The organism is Kribbella sp. NPDC055071, from assembly GCF_053608045.1.
In genome coordinates, this window is record NZ_JBSGUS010000017.1 from 25,168 (window position 1) to 41,634 (window position 16,467).

The following is a 16,467-nucleotide window of genomic DNA, read 5'->3' on the forward strand; positions in this document are numbered from 1 at the left end:
CTCATGCTAGTTCGGCATGCCAGGCCTGCGAAACTCTCGTTACCCGAATGCCCTCGGATCCGCCTTCAATGGAGCTGTTCGAACCACTGAGGATGGAGACACAGATGCGATACCGGTTGTTCGGCTCCACCGGCCTGCGGGTCTCGGAGTTCGCGTTGGGCACGATGACGTTCGGCGAGCGGATGGCGTGGGGCACCGACACCCGGGTCGGTCGCCAGCTCCTCGACACCTACGCCGAAGCCGGCGGGACCTTCATCGACACCGCGAACCGTTATGCCGAAGGCGAGGCGGAGAAGATCGTCGGCGACTTCCTCCGGGCGGACCGGGACCGGTTCGTGGTCGGGACGAAGTACACACTGCAGATGCGTCCTGGCGATCTGAACTCGGCAGGGAACCATCGCAAGAACCTGATGCGGTCGGTCGAGGCGAGCCTGCGCAGCCTCGGGACCGACTACGTGGATCTGCTCTGGGTCCACCTCCGTGAGTCCTGGACGCCGGTGGCCGAGGTGATGCGCGGCCTCGACGACCTGGTCCGGTCCGGGAAGGTGCTGTACGTCGGGGTCTCGGACTGGCCGGCCTGGGAGATCGCCGAGGCCGACACCATGGCCGAACTGCGCGGGTGGACGGCGTTCGCCGGACTGCAGGCGCGCTACAACCTGCTGGAGCGGACGCCGGAGCGGGACCTCGTCCCGATGGCCGACGCCTTCGATCTGGCGGTCGTCGCCTGGGGTCCGCTCGCCGAGGGGCGGTTGACCGGCAAATACCTCGCCGGGGGTCAGGGCCGGCTGAGGACCGAGGTGGCCGAGGAGATCTTCCAGCACAGCCGCTCGGGCTCGGACGAGACCGTGCGTCTGGTCGTCGACCTCGCCGCCGAGTCCGGCTGTAGTCCAGCGCAGCTTGCCCTTGCCTGGCTGCGAACCCGTCCCGGGAACGTGATTCCACTGATCGGTGCGACCAGCGTCGCGCAACTCGAGGACAACCTGGCTGCCGGCGCGATCACCCTCGACGAGACGCAGCGCAAGGCGCTGGACGAGGCGAGCGCGCCCTCACTCGGCTTCCCGCACGACCTGCTCCGGCAGGAGCACCTCCGCGACATGGTCTTCGGGGACCAGCGTGACCTCGTCGATCACCACCGCTCACCGCGCTAAGTCGCACCTCAGGTTCAGAAGGTGTTGCTGCGGCGGGCGGCTCGGGGGCGGCCGTCGGGGTCGTAGACGTGGTTGGCCAGCCAGCCGGCCCAGCGCGACTGGAGGCCGCTGACGGGGGCGGGCCGGTGCCGGCGGATCCGGCCGGGTGGTCGGGGCCCAGGGCAACCATTGGCGTGCCATTCGTCGAGTCCGGCGGCTCGCTCCCGCCACACCTCGAAGCCCTTGACCGGGTCGAGCTCGGGGTCGTCGGTCGCGAGGTGCTCCGACCACAGTTCCTTGCGGAGCGACCGGGCCACCTCGGGGGAGTCGATCGCGCAGGTCAGTTCGCTGTCGTTGGTCCAGGACCGCCGGTTGAAGTTGTCCGAGCCGACCGTCATCCACTCGTCGTCGATGACGCACACCTTGGCGTGCACGTAGATCGGCGTACCGGCTTCGTTCTCGAGGTCGTACACCGCGACCCGGTCCGAGTCGAGCAGTCGCATCGCCTCGAGCTGGGCCAGCCGGGCCGGCGGACCGCTGAACCGCCCGTCCTGATCGGGATACCGCGGTACGACGGCGATCAGCCGCAGCTCGGGTGATCGCGCCAGCGCCTCCCGCAGACTCTGTGTCACGGTCGCCGACCACAGGTACTGGTCCTCCAGGTAGATCAACGACGTCGCCCGCCCGAACGCCTTCAGATAGCCGCGGGCGATGCTGTACTCACCCCGCGGCGCGAACGGGAACCCCGGATGCTTGTGCGCGTACGTTCGCAACACCTGCACCGTGTGCCGTCCGGTCGCCGGCGGATCCGGGAAGGCCTCCGGCAACGCCGGTGGATGGCGCGGCATTCGGGCCATCCGCTGCACCACCATCCGGTACGGCGTTCGCCGGTCCAGCGGGTGTGGATCGTCCCACCGCTCGACGAAGCACCGGAGCAGGCCGCCAACGGCCGGACCGCGGACCTCCAGCATCACGTCGTGCCAGGGCGCCCGGGATCCGTACCGCGGATCCATCGGCGCCTGCTGCGGATCACCGAGATGCTGCTCGTCGTCCCGCCGCCCGTGACATAGATCGATGCCGCCGACGAACGCGACGTCCGCGCCCGGATCGTCGCGATGCCGGATCACGAACAGCTTCTGGTGATGCGACGCCAGCCGCCGGACCCGCTGGTCCAGCAGGACCTCGCCGCCCACCTCGTTCAGTTCGGTCCCGAAGTGCTGGTTCTGCTGCGAGTTGAAGTTGAGGTGGTCGGAGTGCGACCGCCACAGCAGTCCCCGGATCTCCACCCCATGCTGGGCGAGCTCGCAGAGGACCGAACCGATGCTCGGCCCGTCCGCGATCAGCGCCTGGTCGGGGTCGCCGCGCCAGTCGGTGAAGTACACCCGGTCGCCGGGTCGCAGCACCCGGAGTTCGTCGTACAACCGCTGGAAGTACGTCGCACCGTGCACCAGCGGCCGGACCTGGTTGCCCTCGCTCCACGGCCCGTCGGCGTCGAGGTCGGTCCCGGGGTTACCCCGCTCCGCCGCGGTCGGGAACCATTCGTGTCTCATCCAGACCCTGTGCCCCGCGACGGCTCACTTCATGACTGCGGCGCCGGCGGGTCATGCCGTCATACGTGAAGATCACCAGCGCGAGCCAGACGAGGCTGAAGCCGAGCCAGCGCATGGGTGACATGGCCTCGTGGAAGATCAGCACTCCGCAGAGGAACTGCATGATCGGGGCGATGTAGTTCAGCAGGCCCAGCGTCGTCATCGAGACCCGGGTCGCGGCCGCGCCGAAGAGCAGCAGCGGTACGGCGGTGATCGGTCCGGTCAGCAGCACGAGCACGAGATATCCCGTCCCGTGGTGCGTGACGGTCGCATCACCCCGCGCGCCCAGTACGACGATCGCGGCCAAGGCCAACGGGGCCACGGTGCCGGACTCGACCGCCATGCCCTCGATCGCGCCCGCACCGGCCTGCTTCTTCGCCAGTCCGTAGAGCCCGAACGAGAACGTGAGGATGATCGCGACCCACGGCGGCCGACCGTTCTCGATCGTCAGCCCGACCACCGCGATGAACGCGACCGCGAGCGCGACCCATTGCAGCGACCGCAGCCGTTCCTTCAGGACGATGACGCCCAGCAGCACGGTGAACAACGGCGTGATGAAGTACCCGAGCGAGGTCTCGACCACCCGGCCGTTGTTCACCCCCCAGATGTAGGTGCCCCAGTTCACCGAGATCAGGAACGCCGCCGCCATCAACGGCCACCGCCGCCGCGGCTCGCGCAGCAGGGCTTTCACCTGGCCGAACTTCCGTAGCCCAGCGACCAGCAGCACGATCGTCAGCAGCGACCACAGCACCCGGTGCGCGAGGAGTTCGACCGCGCCGGAATGGTCCAGGAGCCTCCAGTACAGCGGGAAGAGCCCCCAGATGAGGTAGGCCGCGAATCCGTACGTGAACCCTCTTCGCTCTTCCGGCACGCGCTCACCTTAACCGCGGCGACAGCCGCATCCAATAGCTTTGCTCATGACGTGAGATGGCTCGACGTCCACGGGTGATCGCCGCACCCCCGGCCCTGGCGTGATGCGGTTGGATAGAGAGGTGGAGACGAGGAGGCACGCGTGGCTGTGAGGACCGGTCTGGTCTCGGTGACGTTCCGTCAGTTGCCGGCCGACCAGGTGGTGGAGGTGGCAGCGAAGTCCGGGCTCGCGGCGATCGAGTGGGGTGGTGACGTGCACGTCCCGCTCGGCAATCTGGTCGTCGCCAAGCGGGTGAAGGCGCTGTCGGAGGTGCATGGCCTCGAGATCGCGGCGTACGGCTCGTATCTCCGCGCCGGCAGCGTCGACCGCGAAGAGATGCGCTCTGCGGTCGCCACCGCGGTGGCGCTGGGCGCGCCCCGGATCCGGGTCTGGGCCGGCAACGTCGGTACGGCGCTGGCCGGTGTCGGCGACCGGATGGCGGTGACCCGCGGGCTGGCCGAGCTGTCCGATGTGGCCGCCGGCTCGGGGATCGAGATCGCGCTGGAGTTCCACCGCAACACGCTCACCGACGAGGTCGACTCGACCATCACCCTGCTGCTCGACGTCGGTGCGCCCAATCTCAAGACGTACTGGCAGCCGCCGGTCGACCTGGACGACGCCGAGTGCCTGCGGCAACTCGAGGCCCTGATGCCGTGGCTCAGCACCGTCCACGTCTTCTCCTGGTGGCCGTCCAACACCCGCCTGCCGCTCGCGGCCCGCGCGTCTCTCTGGCGGCCGGTCCTGGATCGGCTCGCCACCGAGCCCCGCGAGATCAACGCCCTGCTCGAGTTCGTCGCCGACGACTCCCCGGAGCAACTCGCCAAGGACGCGGCCGACCTCCACAGCTGGGTCTAGGGCACCGGCTCGTAGAGCGCGATGGCGAGCTTGCCACCGGTCGGTTTACCGGCGTTGACGTAGAACCGGACCGTCTTCGGTTCTGTCTGCGCGTCTTCGTTCACCCACCGGAAGCCGCCGGACATCGGTCCGTCCTGATGTGCAGTCAGGCCGTCCCACCGCGTCCACACGCCGGCTCCGATCCCGACACTTCCGTACGCCCAGATGAACGGCTTGCCGACCGGTGTGGTCAGCTCCACCTTGCCTTGGGTCGCCGGTACGACGACCGACCGGACGAACCGGTAGCGCGTGTTGCCGAGGTCCTTCACCTGGTCGAAGTCGATCCCGTTCTGGGTGATCTGGGTCCCGGGGTCGTAGATCCCGACCCCGATCCTCGACTTCGGCACCGACACCGGCCGGCCCTTGTTGTCGACCAGCCGGGCCGTCACCGTCAGCGGCTTTCCGACCGGCGCGGTCAGTTGCATCGCGTCGGCCGAGTCCGCCTGAGCCTGATCGCCGTACCCGAGATAGCCGTTCACCGCACTGCCGTCGCCGAACCGCACCTGGACCCGGTATTCGCCGTTCGGGTACTGGAGCAGGTAGTCCTCCGCCGTACCCAGCGTCTGCACGACGACCGCGTGGCTGCGTGGGACGAAGGTGGTGGAGACCTCGTTGACACCGCGATCGCCGATCACCGCGCCGAGCCTGGTTTGGTCGCCGACCACCTTGCGGAACCGCAATCCGTCGCGGACGTAGTCGCCCGCGCGGTCGGGTGCCTGGACCTGCTCCAGCCCACGGTGCTTGGCAGAGTAGATCCCGACCGCGAGCTGCTGGGCCGTGTCCTGGATCGGTTTGCCTTCGAAGGTCACCAGATCCAGCGTGACCTTGGCGGGCTTGTCGAGCGGGGCGTCCGCCCACAGCGCGGTCTCGAAGGAAACGCCGGACGGCTGGATCGGGATGTCTTTCTGGCAGGGCCTGGAGGCGACCGTGAAGCCGTTCACCCGCACCCAGATCGTCGCGTCGGTGTCCCTCGTGCAGTGGCCGTCGAACTGGATCTGCTTAGTCGTCGGCGTCCAGTCGAACTCGACATGGTTCTCGCCCGCCTGCCCTACCCAGCCCTTCAGCAGCGGGTCCCCGTTGAGCTCACCCGGCAGCGAGTAGCCGTTCTGTGTGTACGACGGGGGCTCGGCCGGAGACGAGTTGGTGAGGGTGCCCGGCAGGATGGTCGCCGCCAACGCTACGGCGACGACGGCCGTGCCTGCGGCGGCGGCGAATCGGCGCTGCCGGGTGCGGCGGACCTTGCGGCGGATGCCGGGGAGCAGGTCGGTCGGGCGGTTGTCGGTGTCAGCGGCGCGGGTGGTCAGTTCGTCGCGCAGGTTCTGGAGGTTCATCGCTGGGGCTCCTGCTCTGCGGGAAGATCCACTGTGGACAGGGCCGGGTCCAGGCGGAGTTTGGCGAGGGCCTTCGACGTCTGGCTCTTCACGGTTCCGGGGCTGGTACCCATCACGCGGGCGGTCTCCGCCTCGCTCAGGTCCTCGTAGAACCGCAGCACCACGACGACGCGCTGCCGGCGGGGGAGGCGGCCGAGGGCGTCCCAGAGGTCGAAGCCGTCCTCCCGGGGCGGCGTCGGTGATTCCGGCAGCTCCGCGGTCGGGACCTCACCGGTCCACCGGCGTCGCCACCAGGACGCGTACGTGGTGACGAGGATCCGCCGTACGTACGGCTCGGGGTCGTCGGCCTGGATGCGGGACCAGTGGAACCACGCCTTCGCGAGCGCGGTCTGCACCAGGTCCTCGGCCAGCGCGTGGTCGCGGGTCAGCAGGTACGCCGTCCGCAGGAGCGCCGTGGACCGTGCCGCGACAAACGCGTCGAAGTCCACCACGCTCCGCACCGCCGTCCCCGTGTCCCGCGCAACCGCCGCGCCATTCTCGATACTCACATCTTCCACGACCGGCTGGGCCGCTCAGATGGTTGCCCGACCTCTACAAGAGCTGGCTGACGGTGTAGATGATGAGCCCGACCAGCGCGCCGACGACGGTGCCGTTGATGCGGATGAACTGGAGGTCGCGGCCGACGTGGAGCTCGATCCGGGCCGAGGCCTCACGGCCGTCCCAGCGTTCGATCGTGTCGGAGATGACTGAGACGATCTCGTTGCCGTAGGTGCGAACGACGTACCCGACCGCCTCCGCGGCGCGGTCGTCGACCTTCGAGCGCAGTGAGTCGTCGGTCTGCAGCCGTTTGCCCAGGTCCTGGACGGCCGCGACAGCGCGCACCTGCAGCGTGCTGGCCGGATCCGAGATCGCGTCGATGAGCGCCGTACGGATCGCGTCCCAGACCGCGGTCAGGCTCGAGCCCATGTCGGGATGGGTCAGCATCCTGGTCTTGAACGCCTCGAACCGGTCCATCATCTCGGGATCGTGTTGCAGGTCGTCCGCGAGTTGGCCGAGCAGCCGGTCGACGGCCTTGCGGGCGGGATGTGACTGGTTCTCGCGTACGTCGTTCAGCCAGGCCAGCGCCTCCCGGTGGATCCGGTCGACCACCAACCGGTCCACCCATTGCGGCGACCAGCGTGGTGCCCGCGGGCCGACCACATCGGCGAGCAGGTCCTTGTTGTCGCGCAACCAGTCGTGCGCCTCGACCAGGACCAGGTCGAGCAGAGCGTGATGGGCTCCGTCCTCGACCACCGACTGCAGGAAGTGTCCGGCGATCGGGCTCAGCGGCTCCTGGACGAACCGCGGCAGCAACGAGCCGCGGACGAACGACGTCACGTCGTCGTCGCCGACCTTGGGCAGCGCCGCACCGATCGTCCGGGCGCCCTCCGCGACGATCCGCTCGGCGTGGGTGCCGGCGGCCAGCCACTCACCGACCCGGCGACTCACCTCCGCCGTACGCATCTTCTCCGCCACCACCTCCTCGGAGAGGAAGTTCTCGGTGACGAACTGCTCCAGGCTCTCGGCCAGGCTGTCCTTGCGGGTCGGCACGATCGCGGTGTGCGGGATCGGCAGTCCGAGCGGGTGCCGGAACAGTGCGGTGACCGCGAACCAGTCCGCGAGTGCACCGACCATCGCCGCCTCGGCCGCCGCGTTCACGTATCCCCAACCGCCGGTGAGGTGCAGGGTGGCCACGTAGATCACTGCGGCGAGCACCAGCAACGACAGCGCCACCATTCGCATCTGTCGTAACCCGCGCCGCCGTACCTGATCAGCGGCGCTCAACGTCATTGTCGCCATACCTCTATCCAACCAAGTAAGTGGTGATCAGGAGGTCAGGCAGGCACCTGATTGGTCCCTCGACGGTCCATGAGGCCGGAAATGAGGGCAAGAATCAGCCCGCCGACGGCCAGCGCCGCGCCGACCCGGCTCGGCCACTCGTAGCCGTAGCCGGCGGCCAGTACGGCGCCACCGAGCCAAGCGCCGAGCGCGTTGGCGATGTTCAGCGTCGAGTGGTTCAGCGAGGCGGCCAGCGACTGGCCTTCGTGCGCGACGTCCATCAATCGGGTCTGCAAGGCCGGGACCAGGATGCTGGCCGAGAAGCCCATCGCGAAAACTGCGATCAACGCACCCGGCTTCGTCTGCGCAAGCCACCCGAACGTGCCCAGTACGACGGCGACCGCGACGAGACCGCCGTACACACTGCCCATCAGCGCGCGGTCCGCGAGCCGGCCGCCGACCACGGTCCCGCAGGTCATGCCCACGCCGTACACGGCCAGGACGATCGTGACCGCGGCCTCGGAGAAACCGGCCAGGTCCGTCATCGTCGGGGTGATGTAGGAGTACGTCGCGAACATGCCGCCGAAGCCGACCATCCCGACCAGCAGAGCCATCCAGACCTGCGGCCGGGACAAGGCGCTCAGTTCGCTGCGGACGTTCACCTCGCTGCCGACCGGCTGCGGCGCCACCCAGAACCAGACGGCCACCAGCGTGAGCAGGCCCAGGCCGCCGACGGCGAGGAACGGCGCCTGCCAGCCGAGCCGCTGTCCCATCAGCGTCGTCAGCGGTACGCCGATGATGTTGGCGACCGGGAGTCCGACCATCGTCATCGACACCGCCCAGGCCCGCCGCCCGACCGGCACCATCGAGGCCCCGACGACCGCGCCGATCCCGAAGAACGCACCGTGCGGCAGGCCACTGAGGAACCGGGCGGCCAACAGGAACTGGTAGCTGGAGGCAACGGCCGACAGGACGTTGCCGACCACGAACACCGCCATCAGCCCCAGCAGCAGGCGTTTGCGTCCCACCCGCGCACCCAGCGCCGCGATGATCGGCGCGCCGACCACGACGCCGACGGCGTACGCCGAGACGACGTGACCGGCCGTGGGGATCGAGATCCCCACGCCGGTCGCGATCTGCGGCAGCAGCCCCATTGTGACGAACTCGGTGGTCCCGATCGCGAAACCACCGGTCGCCAACGCGAGCAGGGCCAACCCGACGTGCCTCGACGTACGAACGTCAGGAGTAACTGGACTTGTCACACCTGATTGTCGCAGAGACGAGCACGGCGACCGCGATCAGGGCGAACACGGTGTTCCCGATCAGGTCCACTGTGTGCGTGGCCGGGAAGATCGGTTCCTCCGGGAACGCGTGCCACGCGTATGTGAGCATGGTTCCACCGGCAACCGCCAGCGAGTGCCGCTGGGTCCAGCCCGTACGCCGGGAGCAGTACCCGAGGACCAGCGCCGCGAGCAGGTCGAGGACCAGCATCGAGCCCGCGCACAGCCAGGCGTTCTTGATGACGTCACTGCTCAGCATCCACGCCGAGCTCACCACGAGCCCGCCGATCGCGAAGGTCCAGGCCGGCGGCACCGCCCCCGTCGTTCGGCGAGGCGTACGGCGACCGACCACGGCCGCGAGCGCGATCAGTACGACGATGGCGACGGCGACCCCGGCGAACTGCCCGGCGGAGGCGACGAACGAGTCGTTGGCCAACTGGATCACGGTCGTGGCGACGACGCCGACCACGAACAGGACGCTGTACACACTCAGGCCGACCTTGCCCAGCCAGGGCTCGCGCGGCCGCCGCGACATGGACTCGATCACCACGATCGGCACGGTGATACTCCAGATCGTGTGCAGGCCGAGGACGAACACCGTCCACGGTCCGCCCATCCCGAGCGCCGCGATGTGGCCTTGGTCGAGGAGCCGCTGGCCGGCGTAGTTCGGGTTGAACAGCGATTGGGTGGTGATGCCCTCCTCGAGGATGCCGTAGGCGAGCGCGAGCAGCACCACACTCGGATAGCCCCAGCCGCGCCGGCGGACGAGCTCGCGGATCAGCACGGCGCCACCGCCGTACAGGGGAGCCAGGCCGAACAAGGCGAAGAGCCCGTTGATCGGGATGTTGCCCAACAGGAACTCCGCGACCATCGGCGACAGGAAGAACAGGCCCAGAGCGGGCAGTGCGCGCTTGAATCCGCCCGCCGACTTGTGGTCCGGGCGGGGTACGGCGGTTGTGTTCGTCATGGTCATCACTGTTCCGGCCGGGCGGACCCGGTGCGGATGCGATCCGTCCCGATCTCGCGCTGACGGACGTCCGCCCCTGAGCCTGACGGATGTCATGGGTCAGGGGAGGGTCAGGGTAATTCCGCCTATACGGCGTATAGGGAATGCATATTTAATCGTGGTGTGACCGAGGTGACGACGAAGGACAGGATCACGGCGGCGGCGACGTACCTGCTGACCGAGCACGGCGCGGCCGGGGTGTCGATGCGGAAGGTCGGGGCCGCGGTCGGGATCACGCCGATGGCGATCTACCAGTACTTCCCGGATCGGGACGCCCTGCTGAACGCGGTCGCGGACGCGGCCTTCGCCGAGCTCGTACGGCGCTGGGAGTCCAGCCCGCGCAGTACGGCGGCGGACGAGCGGATGCGGGAGATGCTGGCCGATCACGTCGACTTCGCACTCGGTCAGCCGCGGCTCTACGAGTACATGTTCACCGAGCGGCGGGATCAGGCGCGGAGGTTCCCCGCGGACTTCCGGGCGCGCCGGTCCCCGACGTTCACTCTGGTCGCCGACGCGATCTCGGCCGGTGTCGACCAGCACATCTTCCGCGGCGACGAGGACATCTGGGAGACCAGCCTGATCTTCGCCGCTTTCCTGCACGGACTGATCCAGCTCTACCACGGCGATCGCATCGGGATGCCCGACGCGGACTTTCGCGCGCTGTGCCTCAAGCTGGGCGAAAGGATGATCGATGGCCTACTCCGCACCTGAACCCCGCTGGGGCTTACCCGCCGCCGGCTGTGCTGCCCTGGCAACCGGAGCTTTGCTGTACTTCGGCTCTGGCTTGTCCACGATCGCTGCGCTGATCTGGTTCGCACCGCTGCCGGTGTTCTTCGTCGCGCCTCGCCTCAGACCGAGGCTTGCTGCTCTGGCCGCCTTTGTTGGTTGGCTTCTCGGCCTCAGCAACCTGGTCCGGTACCTGCTCAGCGACATTGGGGTGCCTGTCGTGGTGGCGGTGTTGTTCCTGGTTCTGCTGGCCGGACTCTTCACGCTGACCGTGGTGTTCTTCCGAGCGCTGGTCGTCCGCGGGCATCCGATCCTGGCCGCCTTCGCCGCGCCGGCGTTGTGGGCGGCGCTGGACTATGCGGTCACGACTGTCTCACCGCACGGCGCGTTCACCAGCCTCGCCTATACACAGGCCGGTGTTGCCCCGGTCAGCCAAATCGTCTCGTTGACCGGACCGTGGGGACTCAGCTTCCTGCTGTTCTTCCCGGCCGCGGTGATCGCCAGTCGACGCGTTCTGTCATTCGTGGCGCTGGCGATCGTTGCTGGAGGCACCTGCCTGTACGGCGGGCTTCGGCTCGACCATCCCACTCCTGATCAGTCGCTCGAGATCGCCGTACTCTCGGCCGAGGGTGCGGACGATGCACGCTGGCCGAACGCCGGTGGTCCCGCGATCCTCGAACGCTACCGACCTCTGATCACCGAAGCGGCCCACTCCGGGGCGAAGGTCGTGCTGCTCCCGGAGAAGGTGGTCGACGTCGATGCTGGTGACCTACCTGCGCTGTCTCAGATCTTCCAGGCACTTGCCACGAGCAACAAGATTGAACTCGTTGCCGGATTCACCGTTCTCAATGCTGGTGGTAACGATTACAACCGGGCGCTGATCTTCCACCCGGGTGGTGGTGTGCCCACGTCGTACGACAAACATCACCTGATCCCGGGGGTCGAGCCGTATGCGTCCGGTGATCAGTTGGCGATCTATCGGACCTGGGGTGTGGAGATCTGCAAGGATCTGGACTTCCCGGCGCTGGCCCGGCAGTACGGGCAGGAGCGAGTGAGCCTGTTGCTGGTGCCGGCACTGGACTTCTCCGACGACGGCTGGCTGCACAGCCGGATGGCGCTTCTCCGCGGCATCGAGAACGGCATCCCGATGGCTCGGGACGGCAGTAAAGGCCAACTGACCCTGACCGACGCGCACGGACGCGTCATCGGCGAGACCACCGCTCCTGCCGACGCCCCGGCTGTCCTGATCGGTGAGCTGCACCCGGGGATCGATCGGACTCTTTACACCGCGTGGGGCGACTGGTTCGCGTGGCTGTGCTGCGTCGTCGTACTCATCGGGGCGGTGTGGTTGAGGCGGCGCGGTAAGCGTGGGAGCATCCGGCATGGCCAACTTTGGGGACCATCAGCTGCTGATCTACGCGCAGGGAATGCTGCAGGGGATCCGGCCCGAGATCACGACGGACCTGGCCCGGTTGGAGTCGCAGGCGGCCGGGAAGCTGACGGCGGAGGCGATGGGGTACATCGTGCCGAGCGCGGGGAGCGGCGCGACGGCGCGAGCCAACCTGGCGGCGTTTGATCGCTGGCGGTTGCTGCCCCGGATGCTCCGGGGCAGCACCGAGCGCGATCTGTCCGGCACGATCCTCGGTACGGCGATGCCCGCGCCGGTCCTGGTCGCACCGATCGGTGTGCAGACGCTCGCTCATCCGGACGGTGAGCTGGCGACGTCGCGGGCCGCTGATGCGCTGGGGTTGACCTACACGCACTCGACCCAGGCGAGTCACGCGATCGAGGAGATCGATGCCAAGAGCAAGTGGTTCCAGCTCTACTACCCGACCGATCGCGATATCTGCCTGAGTCTGCTGAACCGGGCACAGGCCGCGGGGTACGGCGTACTGGTCGTCACGCTCGACACCGGCACGATCGGGTGGCGGCCGGCCGATCTGGATCGTGGGTTCCTGCCCTTCTTGAAGGGCGAGGGGCTGGCCAACTACTTCAGCGATCCGGTCTTCCGCTCGAAGCTGGCCAAGCCGATCGAGGAGGACCCGGGCGCCGCGGTGATGCACTGGGCGCAGACGTTCCCGAACGTCGGCCTCTCCTGGGACGACCTGTCGTTCCTCCGCGACAACTGGACCGGCCCGATCGTGCTCAAGGGAATCCTCGCCGTCGAAGACGCCAAGCTAGCCGCCGAGCACGGCGTGGACGGCATCGTCGTCTCCAACCACGGCGGCCGGCAGGTAGACGGCGCGATCGCGTCCCTGGACGCCCTACCCGCCATCGCCGATGCCGTGGGCGAGCAACTGACAGTCCTCTTCGACTCCGGCATCCGCACCGGCTCCGACGCCGCCAAGGCCCTGGCCCTAGGCGCCAAAGCAGTCCTGCTAGGCCGCCCCCTGCTCTACGGCCTGGCCCTAGCCGGCCAAGCAGGCGTAGAACACGTCCTCCGCTGCTTCCTGGCAGACCTAGACCTAACCCTCGCCCTCTCCGGCCACGCCAACCACAGAGAACTAACCCGAGACGCCGTGGTCCGCGCGTGAGTTCTGTCGTACAGAACCTGGCTTATGTAGTACATTAGATAAGTGGCGATCACGTGGGCACCCAGCGCGGACAAGCACGGCGTCGATCGTGAGGACACGCTGCACGCGATCATGAATGCGTACTACGTCGAGCGAGAATTCGACCAGCCCCGGCCGCCGGCGACGGTTCGGCCGACGTTGTTCATCGGACCACCTCGGCGGCTGGGCGATCCGTTGCTCGAGGTAATGGTCGAGGTGACGCCGCCTCGGGATCTGCACATCTTTCATGTGATGGTTGCCCGGAAGAAGCACCTCGAGCGGATGGAGGAGGACAGATGACTGAGAAGGATTACGACGCAGCAGCCGAATGGGCCGAGCATGACATGTCTCTGCCTGAGAAGTCTCGCAGTGCATTGCGCGGAGAGGCCGCCGCCGACTTCGGTCGCGAGCTGATCGAGCGATCGCGCGGCGGTCGGCCGTCGATCGATCCCGACGCGGGTCCGGGCGAGAGCTCTCCGGTCCGCCAGGTGCGCCTGCCTCGGACGCTGGACAACGACCTGGTCGCCTTCGCCGAGCAGCACCATCGCAACCTCAGCGAGGTCATGCGCGAGGCGATCACCGAGTACCTGACCACGCACAAGGCTGCGAGTTGATGCTCACCCAATGCCGCGACCATTCGGCGGTCTGCGGATGAAGGCGGTCATCTTTGATCTGGATGACACGTTGTTTGATCACACGCTTTGTGCGACTCGGGGGATCGAGAGTTGGGTGCGGGAGTTGGGTGGTACGCCGACGCCTGAGTTGATCGCGGAATGGTTCGTGATCGAGGCGCGCAACTTCGATGCGTGGCTGGCGGGCGCGCTCACGCACCAAGGTCAGCGTCGCGGGCGGTTGATCGACTTCCTGCCGCTGATCGGGCATCCGGTGCCCACGACCGACGACGAACTGGACGCGATCTTCGCCCAGTTCCTTCGGCACTACCAGGACAACTGGGTCGCCTTCCCGGACGCCCGCCCGGCCCTGGAAGTTGCCCGCAGCAACGGTTGGCGCATCGCCATCCTCACCAACGGAAGCACCCCCCAGCAAAACGCCAAACTCAACGCCATCGGCCTGGCCGACCTCGTCGACGTGGTCTGCTGCTCAGACTCCCTGGGCGTCAGCAAACCAAACCCCCAGGCCTACCTCCTCACCTGCCAGGCGCTAGGCGTCGACCCAGCCGACACCCTGATGATCGGCGACAACCTAGCCCTAGACGTCCTAGCCCCCCGAGCACTCGGCCTAACCGCCCACCACCTCGACCGCTCAACCCCCACAACCCTCACCCAACTACTAGAACTGTAGAACTGGTGGTGGAGTCTGGCCGACATCCACCTCCGCGCGATGACCCAGAGCCTTCTCAATCCGGGTAGTTAAGGACCGGCTGGCGGCACCGCGTGCTGCCCCACGGGCCTAGGCGGCGATCTGTATGCGCTAATCGGCTCTCGCGCGTCTGGTGTCGTATGCCCACATCGCGATCTCGACGCGGTTGCGGGCGCCGAGTTTGGTCAGCAGCGAGGCTACGTGGGTCTTGACCGTGCTCAGGCCGACGAAGAGCTCGGTGGCGATCTCGGCGTTGGTGCGGCCCCGTGCCACCAGCGCGAGCACTTCCTCCTCGCGCTCGGTGAGCGGGTCGATGGGCTGGACCGGTACCACCGGCGCCTGGTCGGCGAAGGTCGCCAGCAGTCGACGGGTGACGTTGGGGGCGATCAGCGCGTCCCCGTTGGCGGCCGCGTGGATGGCCTGCACGAGGAGCTCCGGCCCGGCGTCCTTGAGCAGGAAGCCTCGGGCGCCGGCGCGGAGGGCGCCGAGGACGTATTCGTCGAGGTCGAAGGTGGTGATCACGACGACCGCCATCGGGTCGGCAACGCCCTCCCCGGCCAGGCGCCGGGTTACCTCGATGCCGTCGAGCCCGGGCATCCGGATGTCGACGAGGAGAACGTCGGGACGCAGCCGGGTCGCCAGGTCGAGCGCGTCGAGCCCGTTCGCTGCCTCCCCCACCACCTCGAGGTCGGGTTGCGCGCCGAGGATCATGACGAGCCCGGTCCGGACCAGGTCCTGGTCGTCGGCGACGACGACACGGATGCTCATGCCTGGGCCTCCACCGGCAGCACGGCTTCTACCACCCAGCCACCCTCGGGCCGCGGCCCCGCGGAGAGCGATCCACCGAGGAGTTGGGCGCGTTCGGCCATGCCCTGCAGGCCGAACCCAGGCTCCGGGGCCGACCCAGGCTCGGTTTGTCCGTCGTCGCTGACACGCAGCCTGACGGCGTCGCCCTCCCGGCGTACGTCGATCCCGACGCGGGTCGCGTGCCGGGCGTGCCGTACGGCGTTGGTCAGCGACTCCTGCGCGAGCCGGTAGAGCGCGCCGTCCACGGGTCGTGCCAGCCGGGTCAACGAACCGTCCAGCGAGACCTCGACGGTGGGCGTTGCGTCGGCGCGTGCCAGCGCTGGCAGGTCCGCGACACCCAGCTGCGGTGCATATGGGACGGCTTCCCCCTCGCGCAGCACTCGCACCATGGATCTCATCTCCGCGAGGGTTCGGGACGCTTCAGACTCGATCGCGGCCAGGACCTCGACAGCCTTCTCAGGCTGGAGGCCGGCGACCACGCCACCGGCCTGCGCCTGTACCGCGATGGCCGAGACGTGGTGGGCCACTGTGTCGTGCAGCTCGCGAGCCAGCGCCACTCGCTCCTGATTGCGGATCTCGCGCTGTTGGCGATGCCAGAGGTCCGCGCGGTAGCGGAACACCGCCGCGAGGGCGACGCACAACAGCAAGAGGACGCTCCCGCCGAAAACGTCGGCCCAGCCCACGGAGGAGGCGTACATCCCCAGCGCGGCAACGACTGTCACGAACGCCGTCCCCAGGACCATCTCCCGTCCCGAGCCCCACCGCACCAGGGCGTAGAGCAGGATCAGGATGGCCATCATGGAGTAGAGGCCGAGGTCCCCGGTCTGCGCAGTCAGCTGCAAGACCGAGAGCAGCCCGGCGACGCCCCACCCGATCAGGACGGCGATCAGGGGGCGGCTCCGCCGCCAGAGCAGGGCAGGCAGCACCGCCAGGGCGAGCACCGTCACAAGGGGGCGCCAGGCCAAGCCCGGCCGAACGATGCCCTCGACCAGGGCCGCGGCCGCGAACACGCCCACCAGCAGCCAGTCGAAACGACCAATGGGTGGGGCGTCAGCAGGCCGCGGCTCATGCCAGATGGAGCGCCGGACAGTGTCCACGGCTCCAGCG

17 protein-coding genes are annotated in these 16,467 nt (G+C 68.2%); 8 read left to right on the top strand and 9 right to left on the bottom strand.

Annotated features, from left to right (window positions below):
- The first annotated feature begins 104 nt into the window (after window positions 1-104).
- Window positions 105-1,148 (top strand): aldo/keto reductase, encoded by a 1,044-nt coding sequence (locus ACWF4Z_RS26390; RefSeq protein WP_452245829.1) that lies wholly within the window; start codon window positions 105-107, stop codon window positions 1,146-1,148.
- Window positions 1,149-1,162: 14 nt separating this feature from the next.
- Here the strand turns inward: ACWF4Z_RS26390 and ACWF4Z_RS26395 are convergent, their stop codons facing one another.
- Both ACWF4Z_RS26395 and rarD read right to left on the bottom strand, forming a co-directional pair.
- Window positions 1,163-2,677, bottom strand: coding sequence for a phospholipase D-like domain-containing protein (locus ACWF4Z_RS26395; RefSeq protein WP_452245830.1), 1,515 nt, complete (start codon window positions 2,675-2,677; stop codon window positions 1,163-1,165).
- A complete protein-coding gene (rarD, locus tag ACWF4Z_RS26400; RefSeq protein ID WP_452245831.1) occupies window positions 2,637-3,587 on the bottom strand; it encodes an EamA family transporter RarD in 951 nt (316 codons plus the stop codon). The genes ACWF4Z_RS26395 and rarD overlap by 41 nt, the downstream gene beginning before the upstream one ends.
- 141 nt (window positions 3,588-3,728) lie before the next feature.
- Between rarD and ACWF4Z_RS26405 the strand changes: the two genes are divergently transcribed.
- Window positions 3,729-4,481: a sugar phosphate isomerase/epimerase family protein gene (locus tag ACWF4Z_RS26405; protein WP_452245832.1), complete on the top strand. Its 753-nt coding sequence runs from the start codon at window positions 3,729-3,731 to the stop codon at window positions 4,479-4,481.
- Here ACWF4Z_RS26405 and ACWF4Z_RS26410 read toward each other — a convergent pair.
- Genes ACWF4Z_RS26410 through ACWF4Z_RS26430 form a run of 5 tightly spaced genes read right to left on the bottom strand, consistent with a single transcriptional unit; the run spans window position 4,478 to window position 9,916 of the window.
- The gene (locus ACWF4Z_RS26410; RefSeq protein ID WP_452245833.1) at window positions 4,478-5,851 is read right to left on the bottom strand and encodes a hypothetical protein; all 1,374 of its coding nucleotides are present in this window, start codon (window positions 5,849-5,851) and stop codon (window positions 4,478-4,480) included. The genes ACWF4Z_RS26405 and ACWF4Z_RS26410 overlap by 4 nt on opposite strands.
- Complete coding sequence (locus ACWF4Z_RS26415) at window positions 5,848-6,399, bottom strand: SigE family RNA polymerase sigma factor (RefSeq protein WP_452245834.1); 552 nt, start codon at window positions 6,397-6,399, stop codon at window positions 5,848-5,850. The genes ACWF4Z_RS26410 and ACWF4Z_RS26415 overlap by 4 nt, the downstream gene beginning before the upstream one ends.
- A 43-nt stretch (window positions 6,400-6,442) precedes the next feature.
- Window positions 6,443-7,690, bottom strand: a complete 1,248-nt coding sequence (locus ACWF4Z_RS26420) for a DUF445 domain-containing protein (protein ID WP_452245835.1) — start codon at window positions 7,688-7,690, stop codon at window positions 6,443-6,445.
- Between the two features lie 35 nt (window positions 7,691-7,725).
- Complete coding sequence (locus ACWF4Z_RS26425) at window positions 7,726-8,931, bottom strand: MFS transporter (protein ID WP_452245836.1); 1,206 nt, start codon at window positions 8,929-8,931, stop codon at window positions 7,726-7,728.
- Entirely contained in the window at window positions 8,909-9,916 is a 1,008-nt protein-coding gene (locus tag ACWF4Z_RS26430; protein WP_452245837.1) for a hypothetical protein, read from the bottom strand. Before ACWF4Z_RS26430 ends, ACWF4Z_RS26425 begins: the two co-directional genes overlap by 23 nt.
- 162 nt (window positions 9,917-10,078) lie before the next feature.
- Between ACWF4Z_RS26430 and ACWF4Z_RS26435 the strand changes: the two genes are divergently transcribed.
- The 6 genes from ACWF4Z_RS26435 to ACWF4Z_RS26460 are packed head-to-tail and all read left to right on the top strand — an operon-like array spanning window position 10,079 to window position 14,535.
- On the top strand, window positions 10,079-10,666 hold the full coding sequence (locus ACWF4Z_RS26435; protein ID WP_452245838.1) for a TetR/AcrR family transcriptional regulator: 588 nt from the start codon (window positions 10,079-10,081) through the stop codon (window positions 10,664-10,666).
- Window positions 10,647-12,257 (top strand): nitrilase-related carbon-nitrogen hydrolase, encoded by a 1,611-nt coding sequence (locus tag ACWF4Z_RS26440; RefSeq protein ID WP_452245839.1) that lies wholly within the window; start codon window positions 10,647-10,649, stop codon window positions 12,255-12,257. Before ACWF4Z_RS26435 ends, ACWF4Z_RS26440 begins: the two co-directional genes overlap by 20 nt.
- The gene (locus ACWF4Z_RS26445) at window positions 12,193-13,215 is read left to right on the top strand and encodes an alpha-hydroxy-acid oxidizing protein (RefSeq protein ID WP_452245840.1); all 1,023 of its coding nucleotides are present in this window, start codon (window positions 12,193-12,195) and stop codon (window positions 13,213-13,215) included. Before ACWF4Z_RS26440 ends, ACWF4Z_RS26445 begins: the two co-directional genes overlap by 65 nt.
- Before the next feature lie 42 nt (window positions 13,216-13,257).
- Complete coding sequence (locus tag ACWF4Z_RS26450) at window positions 13,258-13,533, top strand: hypothetical protein (protein WP_452245841.1); 276 nt, start codon at window positions 13,258-13,260, stop codon at window positions 13,531-13,533.
- Window positions 13,530-13,847, top strand: a complete 318-nt coding sequence (locus tag ACWF4Z_RS26455; RefSeq protein WP_452245842.1) for a hypothetical protein — start codon at window positions 13,530-13,532, stop codon at window positions 13,845-13,847. The genes ACWF4Z_RS26450 and ACWF4Z_RS26455 overlap by 4 nt, the downstream gene beginning before the upstream one ends.
- A 10-nt stretch (window positions 13,848-13,857) precedes the next feature.
- Entirely contained in the window at window positions 13,858-14,535 is a 678-nt protein-coding gene (locus ACWF4Z_RS26460; RefSeq protein ID WP_452245843.1) for an HAD family hydrolase, read from the top strand.
- A gap of 129 nt (window positions 14,536-14,664) precedes the next feature.
- Here ACWF4Z_RS26460 and ACWF4Z_RS26465 read toward each other — a convergent pair whose 3' ends face one another.
- Window positions 14,665-15,321 carry a response regulator gene (locus tag ACWF4Z_RS26465; protein ID WP_452245844.1) on the bottom strand — a complete coding sequence of 219 codons (657 nt, stop codon included), beginning with the start codon at window positions 15,319-15,321 and terminating at the stop codon, window positions 14,665-14,667.
- The gene (locus ACWF4Z_RS26470; RefSeq protein WP_452245845.1) at window positions 15,318-16,457 is read right to left on the bottom strand and encodes a sensor histidine kinase; all 1,140 of its coding nucleotides are present in this window, start codon (window positions 16,455-16,457) and stop codon (window positions 15,318-15,320) included. Before ACWF4Z_RS26470 ends, ACWF4Z_RS26465 begins: the two co-directional genes overlap by 4 nt.
- Window positions 16,458-16,467: the final 10 nt, after the last annotated feature.